The organism is Pseudomonas sp. TMW22089 (assembly GCF_022496645.1).
In the GTDB taxonomy this organism is placed as follows: Bacteria; Pseudomonadota; Gammaproteobacteria; order Pseudomonadales; family Pseudomonadaceae; genus Aquipseudomonas; species Aquipseudomonas paraversuta.
On sequence record NZ_SCFG01000024.1, the window covers coordinates 1 to 12,900 of the forward strand.

Here is a 12,900-nt window from a genome sequence, read left to right on the forward strand (position 1 = left end):
GGTCTGCTTACGTTTGCCTGCGTACTCGGCATCAGCGAAAGACATTTGCTTCATCGGGGCTCAACCGTTCAGTTCGTGGGACAGGCGTATTTCACCAGATTTGGAAGTCCTTTTCAGAGTTTCCTTAAGGATTTTCAAAAACAAGTCCTGAGCTGTGCTGAATCCTGGCCTCACCCTCCCGGCCAGCCATGCTCCGGATGACGCTTTTCTGTCATCGAATACGCCAGCCCGCACTAACCCGGGGTGGCGAACGGTTCCTCGTCGAGGCGGATCCGGTCGTGCCGTTCCTTGCCAAGGCCGCCGGGAAGCGAAAACCTGAGCAACTGCAAACCAGTCTGCACCTTCACCCGTTGCAGCACGGGTTCTGCCTGCGTCATCCGACGGCTGGCAAGTGCTCCAGAAGATTGTCGCCATGGCTCCATGCCCGCGCCCGGGGCTGTTCGCATCGATCGCGAAGACAGGGCCTGCATGGATATCCAGCCGCCGCTGGAGACAGTTGTTTTGGGCCAGGAATCCCGCATCAATTATTCTGGCCTTCGTGATACAGGAACACGCGGTCGTTACTTTATTGACAACACTCATCCTCTTGGCACAGGCGCCAGTTATCTGGATCGATCGATTGAAGCCACAACTAAAAACGAAGACCTGCTTCAAGAGCCCGCAAACAGTTTTCAAAGTACAGGGCTCTTCGGGGGCGAGGGTATCGATCAATAACTTGAACAATCTTTGTATACAGCGCCTGCTAATAGTTGCCTTGCCATCATGCTCGGCCTGCTCTAATGAGTAGTTATAGGGGGGGCTGAAGTTTATTATAAACTTGCCAGCTTAAAGGCTTGGAGGAACAGCTCTATTATGTGCATCTCTAGAACTCACGTTTCTCCGGGTTATCGCAGGTGCCGGAAAAAGAAATATATGAATTATCGCGACTGTCTTTTATTCGGGCAACAAAGGCAGGCATCAATCAGGTTGATTTCTTTCACCGCCGGCAGTTGCACGCCACAAGCGATCCGGCACTTTATTGTGTAATAATTGGTATAGCCCACTTGACCGGCAATACGGGTTGAGTTGTTTTTGGCACGAGGATTACACCGTCAGGGAGTCGACATGCTTTATACCAACGCACTGAAGCAATTGGATATGCAGGACATTTCGATTGTTTTGTTGCTGATTGAAAACCGCAGCGCCAAGCGGGTCTCGGAAATACTCAACTTGAGTCAGTCGAGCATCAGTTACAGCCTGAAAAAACTGCGCAATTGTTTCGACGACAAATTATTTGAAAGCTGCGAAGGCGCCATGCAGCCCACCGCACGGGTATTGGCCATGCAGCCTTACCTGCAAAATATTGTCCAGTGCATTAACCAGTGCGCCAAAGAGGGGGTTGCCCAGACATCGGCGACCCGGCAGTGGAACATCACTGCCCCCGAGTATTTCGAAATATTGATGCTGCCCGCGCTCTTGCAGTCAGTCCGTTCGGCAGGGCGTAACTGGTCATTGGGTGTGAGCCGCCTGGGTGAAGATTTACCGATCAATGGGGTACTGGAAGGGGAGACCGATGTATGTTTCGGTTTCGGCGCGGGCTATCACCAGCGTCATCCGCTTTTGGACTATCGAAGCATCAGTGAAGATTCTTTTGTGTGCTTATCCAGTGTGCAAAAGCATCAGCCGAAAACGACACTGAATATTGATGAATTCTGTGAAACACCCCAGGTATTTCCAACGCCATGGTTATCGGAAAAAAACATGGTGGATGATTGGCTGGGCAAGCAGGCACGCAGCAGAAAAATAGTTACCCGCGCCAATTCCTACCACGCCGGGGTCAATATTTTATTGTCGGTTCCGTCACTGATCGCGATTCCGAAAAAAATATTGCCGACGTTGCCCATACCGCCGCAGATAAAAATTCTTAACCCCCCTGCAGGTTTTCCGACCTTTACGCTGGATATGATCTGGCGCAAAAAAAGAAATATCCATAGCGACTTTCACCAACTGGAAGCTCTGATCGGGGAAATAAAAATATAAATTGCCCATGCCGACCCAGGACCTGTAGCTGCCGGCTCCCGGATCAGATTCAAGCTATGCAAAGTAGCCGGCATGCCGCAAGGTGATGCGCGGCCAGGAATTGAAAAGGAACATTCAGTTCTGTCGTTGGCCCGAGTCTCGTTCCTTTACTGAGGCGTATGCATGTTTAAGCATCTTCTGAATCCCGCCCGCACCGGTGCGGTTTTTTTACTCTCGTGCCTGGCAGCTTCCATTGCCTGCGCAGCCGACAAAACCACTTACCCCGATGCCGCCGCCAGTGATCCCAAGACCATGGGCTGGATGGTCGGCGCGCCACCACCGGCCGATCGTATCGTGCGTTTTGCCGATGGCAGTTATTTCAATTTTCCGGCAATGCGCTGGAGCGTTTCCAACTTCCGCCAACTGATGCCTACCACCAATGTATCCCGTGGCCTGGGAGCACCGGTGCCGCTGGCTCGGGCGTTGCGCAGTGATATCGACAAGCTGACCTTTGTGCCCCTGGGCAGCCAACAGCCAATGACCTGGGAACAGTCCCTGGCGGCCAATTACACCGATGGCATCGTGGTACTGCATCGCGGGCAAGTGGTCTACGAGCGTTACTTCGGTGTGCTCAACCCCGAGGGTCAGCATGGCGCCATGTCGGTCACCAAATCGGTGGTCGGGACCATGGGTGCCATGCTGGTGGCCGATGGCACTCTGGATGCCAATAAAAAAGTCGCGGACTATGTTCCGGAACTGGCCACATCTGCTTTTGGCAACGCCACCCTGCGCCAGGTGCTGGACATGACCACCGGGCTTAAATACAGCGAAGACTATGCCGACCCGAATGCTGAAGTCTGGCAACACTCGGCAGCGGGCAGCCCACTGCCAAAACCCAAGGACTAAACCGGCCCGCGCACGTATATGGAGTTTTTGCTGACCGTCAAACCGCTGGGCGAACACGGCCAGGCCTTTGCTTATAAAACCGTCAATACCGATGTCCTGGGCTGGGTAATTGCCCGGGTGACAGGGCGTAACGTTGCGCAACTGATGTCTGAAAGAATCTGGCAACGCCTGGGTGCTGAACAGGATGCCTACTTCACCGTCGACTCCATCGGTACTCCATTTGCTGGCGGCGGGTTGAACACCGGGTTGCGTGATCTGGCGCGGTTTGGCGAGATGATCCGCAATGATGGCCAGTACCTGGGCCAGCAGATTGTGCCCAAGGCCGTGGTCGATGATATCCGTGCCGGTGGTGATAAAGCCGCCTTCGCCAAGGCCGGTTATGACCTGCTCAAGGGCGGCAGCTATCGCAACATGTGGTGGGTCACCCATAACGCGGACGGTGCCTTTATGGCGCGTGGGGTATACGGCCAGCGGATCTATATCGATCCCAAAGCCGAGATGGTGATCGTACGTTATGCCTCCAATCCGATCGCCGGCAATGCGGCCAACGATCCGGTAACCATTCCGGCATTTGAAGCCCTGGCCAAGCAGTTGATCGCACACCCGGAGTAACGCTACGAGCGGTCTTTGTAGAAAGATGAAGATCGCCTCCGGCCGACAGAAGTTTCACTGATTTTGTTTTATCGTAACTAGATATTTCAAAATATGGAGCTTCCATGCGTGTCGATTTAGATGCCGAGGAGGGCGGTCTTGAGTCTTTGTCTCGTTTTCAAAGTGCCTCTGCTCAGGCTCGTCAGCTTTTTCAATTAGGGGTCGTACTGGCGGCTTTGGCATTGATGGCGTGGGCAGTGGCTTTTTTTATCAGCCTGTTTTCGTCAGAGTCTTTATGGCCGGTATTGCTCAACAACAATGCGGCGGCGTTGCTGGTTCTGGCGGCAGGTGCGCAATCCGCGTTCTGGGTCGCCAGTTGGCGCAATAGCGCATTACACCCCGTACCACCCGAGGCCATTGAGGCTCAACCCGACGAAGAGTTGAGTGCCTACGAGCGCTTTTGCCAGGGCCTGAGCCGCGAGTCGTACCGCTTGATAGTCAATATCGGTGCGCCTGCGCTGTGGCTGGCAGGCCTCGGCGGGTTGGCATGGTGGAGTGTGCAACACACCTGGAACCTTGGATTGCCGGGTGTTGCCCTGGGTACTTGGGGCAGTATCGCGGCAGGTTGTGCGGTGCTATTGGCATTTGCCCTGTTGGTGCTGGAACGCTACCTGGCACAACAAAAACCCGCACAATGGCCTGAGGCCCGGTCTTTGGCGCCGCTGGTGCGGGTACCGATCATCACCTTTTTGCTCAGTGCGCTGTGTTTGCTGTTCAGCAGCGCCGAGGCCCTGTGGCCGGCGCGATTCGCGGTATTGATCGGCCTGTTGCCTGCGGCGGTTGCGATTGAACTGATGTTGCGGGCAGTGGCGGCATTGTTCAGTCCGCGGCGTGACAAGCTTGAGCCGCGCATGATTGCGCAAAGTTTTATCGCCGGCATGCTGCGCTGGCCGCCGCAACCATTGCTGGCCCTGCAGCATGAATTGCACAACCGGTTTGGCATCGATCTGCGCCAGATCTGGGCGTTCACCTACATGCGCAAAGCATTCTTACCGGTATTGGCCCTGGTGGTTGTCGTCGGTTGGGTGCTGAGTGGCGTGAATGAAATCCCCCTGCAGGGGCGTGGGATCTATGAGCGCTTTGGCAAGCCGGTGGCCGTATTGGCACCGGGCCTGCACGCCGGTTTGCCCTGGCCGCTGGGCCGGGTGCTGGCGGTGGAAAACGGCGTCGTGCATGAACTGGCCACCGCTACCGAATCGGCTGGCGAGCCAGTACTGACTCCCGCAGACGGGGCGCCGCCGGTCACGGCCAACCGGTTGTGGGATGCCACCCATGTCAATGACAAGTCCCAGGTCATTGCCAGCGACAACCACGATAAACAGGGCTTTCAGATCGTCAACATGGACGTGCGTTTCGTGTACCGCATTGGTTTGAGCGACCAGGCGGCGATTGCCGCCACCTATCACAGCGACGATGTGCCGACCTTGATCCGCAGTACTGCCAGCCGAATTCTGGTGCATGACTTTGCCTCGCGCACCCTGGACGGCGTGCTTGGCGAGCAACGCATCGCACTGGCCGCCGACATCGGGCGTGCAGTGCAAAAGGATCTGGATACCCTCGACAGCGGGGTGGAAATTCTCGCCACCGTGGTTGAGGCCATCCATCCGCCTGCCGGTGCCGCCAACGCTTATCACGGGGTACAGGCCGCGCAAATCAGCGCGCAGGCCCTGATTGCCCGCGAACGCGGGGCGGCCAGTGAGCAAAGCAACGTTGCGCAAATGCTTGCCAGCGCCGCTCTGGATCAGGCCCATGCCAGCGCCCATGAAGTGAATGCCACGGCACAGACTGCCGACCTGCGTTTTGATGCTGAACAAAAAGCCTATGCCCGTGCCGGATACGCCTTTGTCCTGGAGCAGTACCTGGGCCAGTTGAGCACGGGCCTGAACAACGCAAAATTGCTGATCCTCGACCATCGCCTTGGGGGCAGCAGCGCGCCGACCCTCGATCTGCGTTCTTTCACGCTGCCGGCCGATCCTGTCGCGCCGCGTAAAGCTGTTCAGTAAGGAGCCCTCTTTTGACTCAGTCACATTCACCCGAGCAACACGATCACAGCGGCCATCACCATGGCTGTTCACATCACGGCCATCATCATGGCGCGGGCCATGAACCGGGCCCGTTTCCGTGGCGGCGCATGGGTTGGGCGACATTGCTGGTGCTGTTTGCCGTAGCCGCGGCAAGTCTGGTGCAAGTGCGATCCGGCGAAGCGACGGTAATCACCCGCTTTGGCAACCCGGCACGGGTGCTGCTCGAACCCGGGCTAGGCTGGCGCTGGCCGGCTCCGTTTGAAATCAGCGTGCCGGTGGATTTACGTCTGCGCACTACCTCCAGCGGCTTGCAGGACGTTGGCACCCGGGATGGTCTGCGGATTATCGTTCAGGCCTATGTGGCCTGGCAGGTACAGCCCGATACCGAAAACGTGCAGCGTTTTATGCGTGCAGTGCAGAATCAGCCAGACGAAGCGGCCCCGGCAAATCCGTACGTTTGTGGGCTCGGCGCTGGAAACCACCGCCGCCAGTTTTGATCTCTCAAGCCTGGTGAATACGGATGCCAGCCAAGTCAAAATCGCCGATTTTGAAGCGCAGTTGCGCCAGCAGATCGAACAGCAATTGCTCAGTACCTACGGGGTTCGTGTGCTCCAGGTAGGTGTCGAGCGGTTGACACTGCCCTCGGTCACGCTCACCGCCACGGTTGACCGGATGCGCGCCGAGCGCGAAACCATCGCCACAGAACGTACCGCGGCAGGCAAGCGTGAAGCGGCGCAAATCCGTTCCGCCGCCGAGCGTGATGCGCGGATTCTGCAAGCGGATGCCAGTGTTAAAGCAGCCGCTATCGAGGCCCAGTCGCGGGTGGAAGCAGCGCAGATTTATGGCCGGGCTTATGCCAGCTCGCCGCAGCTGTACAACTTGCTGCGTTCGCTCGATACCTTGGGAACCATGGTTAATCCGGGCACAAAAATTATTTTGCGCACCGACGCCGCTCCCTTCCGGGTGCTGGTGGATGGCCCACCGACCCTGGACCCCAAGGCTGGATCGACGCCATGAGCCAGACACCTGATGAGATTCCGGGGCGCAGCAGCCCGTGGCAGCAGGCCGGGCGCCTGGCTTTTCTGGGGCTGTACGCGGTCACTGTGTTTGCAGCCATCGCCTGGGGCGTTTCCAACGTACGCCAGATCGATCCGCAAAATCGTGCGGTGGTGTTACGCATGGGCGCACTGGACCGGATTCAAAATGCCGGGCTGCTGCTGGCCTGGCAAAGGCCTTTCGAACAAGTGGTCATCGTGCCTGCGGCAGATCGGGTGAGCGAGCGCCGCATCGAAAACCTGTTGCGCTCGGATGTGGCGCAGCAGGCCGATCGCGTGGCCTCGTTTGCCACACCGATCAATGATGCCCTGGCTGGCTCCGGGTATTTATTGACCGGCGACGCAGGGGTGGTGCAACTGGATGTGCGGGTGTTTTACAACGTCACCCAACCCTATGGGTTTGTGCTGCAGGGCGAACACGTTTTGCCGGCGCTGGACCGATTGGTGACCCGCAGCGCGGTAGCCCTTACGGCGGCGCGGGACCTGGACACTATTCTGGTGGCGCGCCCTGAACTGATCGGCAGTGACAGCCAGGCCGCAGAAAGACGCGAGCGCTTGCGTGGCGATTTGGTCCAGGGCATCAACCAGCAACTCGCGGCATTGAGTGCCACCGGGCAGGGGCTGGGACTGGAAGTGGTACGGGTTGATGTGCAATCGAGTTTGCCGGGCCCTGCGGTGAATGCGTTCAACGCGGTACTGACGGCCAGCCAACAAGCGCAAAAGGCCGTGGCCAATGCCCGCAACGATGCCGCCAAACTTTCCCAGGCCGCGACCCAGCAAGCCGATCGCACCGTCGAGCAAGCCCGGGCTCAAGCCAGTGAGCGCTTGGCCAAGGCGCAGGCCGACACGTCGGCCATTGCCAGTCTGGCCAAGGTGCAACAGGCCGGGAGTGATCCGGGTTTGCTGTTACGTCTGTACCGCGAGCGCTTGCCGAACATTCTGGGGCAGGCGGGTTCTGTCACCAGCGTTGACCCGAAAGATGATTCCCGTCTGATTATTCAGGGAGCCGGACAATGAGTACCTCTGCCACACAGCCCGCCGTCGGTATGCTGACCAGCGCTGAACAACGCAGCGCCGCCCGCCAGCTCACTCTGGCCATGCTGGCGCTGGGTCTGTTGGGGCTGGGCCTGGTCTGGCGCTGGTTCATGCCACTGCAAGTCGGTACCAGTCAGTTGCTGCTGGGGTTTGCATCGCTGCTGGTCGCGGTGCCGGTCATGCGTTCGGCGTGGTACAGCCTGCGCTATCCGAGCCTGCACGGGATCACCGATCAGCTGATTGCACTGGCGATGCTCGGTGCATGGGCCACCGGCGATTTGCTGACTGCGGCATTGCTGCCGATCATCATGATTTTTGGCCACGTACTCGAAGAGCGCAGTGTCATCGGCTCCCAGTAAGCGATTCACGCCCTAGGCAAATTAACCCGCAGCCAGGCGCGTTTATTTCAAGCAGACGGCAGTTTGCAGGAAGTCGACAACGCCAGTCTGAAGCGCGGCGATCAGGTTGAAGTGCGCGCCGGTGACCGGGTCCCGGCCGATGGCGTGGTGCTGTCGGGCCAGGCCAGTCTGGACACCGCTTCGATTACCGGTGAGTCAGTACCCCTGGAAGTGAGCGCGGGGATGCCGATCTTTGGCGGGGCGATCAACCTGGATGGGTTGTTACGGGTAGAGGTCACGCGAACCGGCGATGAATCGACCCTGGGCAAAGTGATCGCTCTGATGCAAAACGCCGAGCGCTCGAAACCGCCCATCACCCGGTTGCTGGAGCGGTATGCCGGTGGCTACATGGTGTTGGTGTTGATGATCGCGGCGGTCACATGGTTTATCACCAACGATGCACAAGCGATGCTCGCCGTGCTGGTCGCGGCGTGTCCCTGCGCTTTGGTGTTGTCGGCACCGGCGACGGCCATTGCCGGGATTGCGGTGGCGGCGCGCCACGGGATATTGATCCGCAGCTCGGCGTTTCTTGAAGAGCTGGCCGACCTCACGTCGCTGGTGGTGGATAAGACCGGCACCCTGACGTACGGCACCTTGCGCCTGCAAACCATTGAATCTGATCTGACCGGGCACCAGCCTCTGCTGCAACTTGCCGCCAGTTTGGGCGCGGCCAGCAGTCATCCGGTAAGCCGGGCGCTGGCCGGGTTGGTGAGTCACGAGCAGATGCTGGCGCTAACCGAGGTTCGTGAGCGCCAGGGGTTGGGCGTTGTCGCCAGTACCGGGCAGGGTGAGGCTGCGTTGGGGCGCCCCGAGTTGTTCAAGCAATTGGGCATCGTCACTACCCCGGTACCCGGGCACGACGGACCCATTGCCGGCCTGTCCCTGGGCGGGGAATTTCTGGGCTGGTTGTTGCTCGCCGACAGCGTCAAGCCTGAGGCCCGGCAAGCCTTGAGCGAGTTGCGTGAACTGGGGCTCGGGCGCCAGGTGTTGCTGACCGGTGACCGTCAGAGTGTCGCAGAGCATTTGGCCCGGGTGGTGGGCATCAGCGAGGTTCAGGCCCAGGCTTTGCCTGAAGATAAATTGACCCGGGTGTTGAGCGAAATCGAGCGGGGCTTTCGTCCGATGGTGGTGGGCGATGGCATCAACGATTCACTGGCACTCAAGGCTGGTGTGGTGGGTGTGGCCATGGGCGCGGGCGGCGCCGACATCGCTCTGGCCTCATCCGACATTGTGCTGATTGGCAGTGATTTACGGCGCCTGGGCACGTGCGTGCGGTTGAGCCGTGCATGCCGGCACACTCTGCAGGTCAATGTGGTCATAGGTCTGGGCTGGACCCTGGCCATCGTTGCCGCTGCTGCGTTTGGTTGGCTGGGCGTGGCGGGGGCAATGATTGCCGCGCTGTTGCATAACCTCAGTACGTTGTTGGTATTGGGCAATGCAGGGCGATTGTTGAGGTTCCACGAGCCTTTGCAGGCATTGGTCGATGAGCGTTGAAATATTTCGGGTGGCCGCTGTAACAAGTTTGCCCGGTGGATCTCTAGTGGTACGTCGCAGCTGACATTGTGTTTGCCCGACGTACCATGACGCTCATCGAGGATACAAAAATGACTATCAAATCCGCAGCGGCGGGTGCCGCTCTTGCTCTTGCCGCCGCCTCCCTGTTTGCCGGTGTTGCCACTCAAGTGTCAGCCGCCGATGCGCAAGTGCATTGCTATGGTGTGACCTCGTGCAAAGGCATGAACGATTGTAAAACCGCCGACAATGCCTGCAAGGGGCAGGGTGCCTGCAAAGGCCAGGGCTTCAAGGCCATGACTCAATCAGCGTGTATGGAAGCAGGTGGCACGGTCGGAAAATAATCCAACAGCCATGTGCCCGCGGCAGTACTGATGGTTGCTGCGGGTACTTCAGCGAGAATGCCGTGATGCAAAAAAACCTTCCCCGCCCGGGCTACGGCCTCGGATTACGCAGTGAGTACTATCAACCGATACTTGAACAGTCGCCGGCGGTGGACTGGTTCGAAATAATTTCCGAAAACTATATGGTCGAGGGTGGCAAAGCGCTGTTTTATCTCGAGGCGATTGCCGAGCAATACCCTGTGGTCATGCACGGTGTATCGCTATCGATCGGCGGCCCCCATGGGTTGGACTTCGAGTATTTACGCCAGCTCAAAAAGCTCGCCGAACGGGTGCAGCCGGTCTGGATTTCAGATCATTTGTGCTGGAGCCGGGGCAATGCGCATCAGCTCCATGACTTGCTGCCTTTGCCCTATACCGAAGAAAGTCTGCATTACATCGCCGGGCGAGTACGCCAGGTTCAGGATTTTTTGGGCCGGCCGTTGATCCTGGAAAATGTCTCCAGTTACGTGCGTTCGAGTGCTGATGAATTTACCGAGTGGGCATTTCTTGACGCTCTGACTCAACTCAGCGGCTGCGAGTTATTGCTGGACGTGAACAACGTGTATGTCAGCGCGCGCAACCATGGCTTTGATCCCTGGGAATTTATCAGCAGCTTGCCCGCTGAAAAAATCCGCCAGTTGCATCTGGCCGGCCACAGTGATTATGGCGACTACGTGATCGATACCCATGATCAGCCCATAAGCGACCCGGTCTGGGCGCTGTATCAAAAAACCCTGGAGCGCCTGGGCCCGGTTGCGACTTTAATTGAGCGCGATGACCATTACCCGCCCTTTGAAACCTTGATGGCCGAGCTGATCAAGGCTCGCCAATTGGGGCAACAGGTTGTAGAGCGAAGATCGCTATGCGCCTGAATGAATGGCAACTGGCGTTTGAAAATTACCTGCTGAGTGAAGCCGTAGAGGCGCCTTCGTCATGGGTGACCAGCTTGCAGGGGGGGCCGACGCTGGACGTATCCGGCGGGCTGGCGATTTATCACAATGCTTATCGCGGGCGATTGCTTGAAGCCCTGCGGGGCGACTATCCGGCGCTGGTGTATTGGGTTGGCGACGCGGAGTTCGAGCAATGGGCGGTTGCTTACATCCGACAGTGTCCTTCTGCGCATTTCAGCCTGCGCTGGTTCGGTGCAGGTTTCGCCGGGTTTTTATCGGGGTATCTGGATCAACAACAGGCAGCACCTCTGGTTGAAATGGCGACTCTGGAATGGGCCTTCACCCTGGCCTTCGATGCACCCTCCCGGCAGCCTCTAACCTGTGAAGAGATGACTGCTTTGCCCGCGAGTGCCTGGCCCGACTTACAGGTTGAGCTGGTCCCGAGTGCGCAGTGGGTAGAGTGCCGGTTCAACACGTTGATGCTCTGGCAGGCGTACAAAACCGGTGAATCTTTTGTGCCCAGCGAGCGGATTGAAGCCATGGAAGTGTGTCTGATCTGGCGCTCCGGGCAGGTCTGTCAATATCGCAGCCTCGGCGTTGAAGAGGCCAGTGCTTTGCAAGGCATGAACCGCGGGTGGTCTTTTGCCCAACTGTGCTCAGCACTCGAAGTCACCCATGAAGAAGGGGCGGCACTGCAGGCCGTGACCTGGTTCAAGGATTGGTTGAGCTTGGGGTTTCTAAATCGTCGCACGCTCTAGCTTCAACCTTCTGGCCCATGGGGCTGAAAGTTTCTGTTAATCAACTACCCTGTAATCTTACGTCTGAAATGTAGGAGGATTACAGATGCTCGCGCAACTTCCACCGGCCTTACAGAAACTTCAGCTTCCATTACGCCTAAGGCTTTGGGACGGTCACGAGTTCAGTTTTGGCCTGACGCCCAGCGTTACGATTGTGGTCAAGGATCCGGCTCTGGTGGCTGAGTTTACTCACCCGAGCCTTGATCTTTTGGGGAGTGCATTTGTTGAAGGACGACTCGAACTGGAGGGGTCCATCAGTGAAGTCATACGGGTGTGTGATGAATTGAGTCAGGCGCTTATCGAGGAAGAAGACACGGCGCCATCTCGTGTTCACCACGACAAAGCCACAGACGCTGCATCCATTTCCTATCACTACGATCTATCCAACGACTTCTACCAGCTGTGGCTTGACCGTGACATGGCCTATTCCTGTGGCTATTTCGAAACCGGTGAAGAGAGCCTGGACGAAGCACAGCAAGCCAAGTTCCGGCTGCTGTGTCGCAAGTTGCGGCTAAAGCCTGGCGAGTACTTGCTCGATGTTGGCTGTGGTTGGGGTGGCCTGGCGCGATTTGCCGCCCGTGAGTTCGGGGTCAAGGTGTTTGGAATTACCCTGAGCAAAGAGCAATTGAAGCTGGCACGAGAACGGGTCAACGCCGAAGGCCTGCAAGATAAAGTCGACCTGCAACTGCTGGATTATCGGGATCTGCCACAGGATGGCCGGTTCGACAAAATTGTCAGTGTCGGGATGTTTGAACACGTAGGGCATGCCAACCTGCGAGAGTATTGCGAGATTCTGTCCAAAGCCGTACGTGAAGGTGGCCTGGTGATGAACCACGGGATTACCGCCAAACACACGGATGGACGACCTGTCGGCCGTGGAGCCGGGGATTTTATCGAGCGCTATGTCTTTCCCAATGGCGAGCTGCCGCACCTGTCAATGATGACTGCCGAGATCAGTGAGGCCGGGCTGGAAGTGGTCGATGTTGAAAGCCTGCGCCTGCATTACGCGCGCACGCTGGAGCATTGGAGTCAGCGCCTGGAGAGCAATCTTGAAGTAGCAGCAAAAATGGTTCCTGAGCAAATCTTGCGTATCTGGCGCCTGTATCTTGCGGGCTGTGCCTACGCCTTTGCCCATGGCTGGATCAACATAGACCAGATACTGGCGACCAAACCCCGTGCGGATGGCTCGCTGGAATTGCCACCTACCCGTGCGGATATTTATCGCTAAGAGTCTTCGCCGGGCGAAAAGGC

Annotated in this window: 8 protein-coding genes and 3 pseudogenes; all 11 read left to right on the forward strand. The window is 57.8% G+C overall.

The genetic code is table 11. The features are described from left to right. The first annotated feature begins 468 nt into the window (after nt 1-468). The 11 genes and pseudogenes from EQV90_RS18040 to cfaB all read left to right on the forward strand — a co-directional run bounded on the left by EQV90_RS18040 (nt 469) and on the right by cfaB (nt 12,877). Nucleotides 469-714, forward strand: a complete 246-nt coding sequence (locus tag EQV90_RS18040) for a hypothetical protein (RefSeq protein WP_127196945.1) — start codon at nt 469-471, stop codon at nt 712-714. Nucleotides 715-1,104: 390 nt separating this feature from the next. Further along, entirely contained in the window at nt 1,105-2,019 is a 915-nt protein-coding gene (locus tag EQV90_RS18045) for a LysR family transcriptional regulator (protein WP_003438040.1), read from the forward strand. Nucleotides 2,020-2,181: 162 nt separating this feature from the next. Further along, nucleotides 2,182-3,516: pseudogene (locus tag EQV90_RS18050) on the forward strand (serine hydrolase). A gap of 104 nt (nt 3,517-3,620) precedes the next feature. Continuing rightward, nucleotides 3,621-5,558: a protease modulator HflK gene (locus tag EQV90_RS18055; protein WP_240878510.1), complete on the forward strand. Its 1,938-nt coding sequence runs from the start codon at nt 3,621-3,623 to the stop codon at nt 5,556-5,558. A gap of 11 nt (nt 5,559-5,569) precedes the next feature. Continuing rightward, nucleotides 5,570-6,596: pseudogene (locus EQV90_RS18060) on the forward strand (protease modulator HflC). Beyond that, a complete protein-coding gene (locus EQV90_RS18065) occupies nt 6,593-7,651 on the forward strand; it encodes an SPFH domain-containing protein (RefSeq protein ID WP_240878511.1) in 1,059 nt (352 codons plus the stop codon). The pseudogene EQV90_RS18060 and the gene EQV90_RS18065 overlap by 4 nt, the downstream one beginning before the upstream one ends. After that, nucleotides 7,648-9,561: pseudogene (locus EQV90_RS18070) on the forward strand (cation-translocating P-type ATPase). Before EQV90_RS18065 ends, EQV90_RS18070 begins: the two are co-directional and overlap by 4 nt. Before the next feature lie 110 nt (nt 9,562-9,671). Continuing rightward, entirely contained in the window at nt 9,672-9,923 is a 252-nt protein-coding gene (locus EQV90_RS18075; protein ID WP_003438056.1) for a hypothetical protein, read from the forward strand. Nucleotides 9,924-9,988: 65 nt separating this feature from the next. Beyond that, nucleotides 9,989-10,834, forward strand: coding sequence for a DUF692 domain-containing protein (locus EQV90_RS18080; protein ID WP_161720146.1), 846 nt, complete (start codon nt 9,989-9,991; stop codon nt 10,832-10,834). After that, nucleotides 10,825-11,610, forward strand: a complete 786-nt coding sequence (locus EQV90_RS18085) for a DNA-binding domain-containing protein (RefSeq protein WP_240878512.1) — start codon at nt 10,825-10,827, stop codon at nt 11,608-11,610. Before EQV90_RS18080 ends, EQV90_RS18085 begins: the two co-directional genes overlap by 10 nt. Before the next feature lie 85 nt (nt 11,611-11,695). Continuing rightward, nucleotides 11,696-12,877, forward strand: a complete 1,182-nt coding sequence (gene cfaB, locus EQV90_RS18090; protein ID WP_003438061.1) for a C17 cyclopropane fatty acid synthase CfaB — start codon at nt 11,696-11,698, stop codon at nt 12,875-12,877. Nucleotides 12,878-12,900: the final 23 nt, after the last annotated feature.

Bases quoted from the DNA above. Each gene is read 5' to 3' on its own strand.
- EQV90_RS18045 (WP_003438040.1), top strand. From the start codon at position 1,105: ATGCTTTATACCAACGCACTGAAGCAATTGGATATGCAGGACATTTCG.
- EQV90_RS18080 (WP_161720146.1), top strand. From the start codon at position 9,989: ATGCAAAAAAACCTTCCCCGCCCGGGCTACGGCCTCGGATTACGCAGT.
- EQV90_RS18075 (WP_003438056.1), top strand. From the start codon at position 9,672: ATGACTATCAAATCCGCAGCGGCGGGTGCCGCTCTTGCTCTTGCCGCC.
- EQV90_RS18055 (WP_240878510.1), top strand. From the start codon at position 3,621: ATGCGTGTCGATTTAGATGCCGAGGAGGGCGGTCTTGAGTCTTTGTCT.
- EQV90_RS18040 (WP_127196945.1), top strand. From the start codon at position 469: ATGGATATCCAGCCGCCGCTGGAGACAGTTGTTTTGGGCCAGGAATCC.
- EQV90_RS18065 (WP_240878511.1), top strand. From the start codon at position 6,593: ATGAGCCAGACACCTGATGAGATTCCGGGGCGCAGCAGCCCGTGGCAG.
- cfaB (WP_003438061.1), top strand. From the start codon at position 11,696: ATGCTCGCGCAACTTCCACCGGCCTTACAGAAACTTCAGCTTCCATTA.
- EQV90_RS18085 (WP_240878512.1), top strand. From the start codon at position 10,825: ATGCGCCTGAATGAATGGCAACTGGCGTTTGAAAATTACCTGCTGAGT.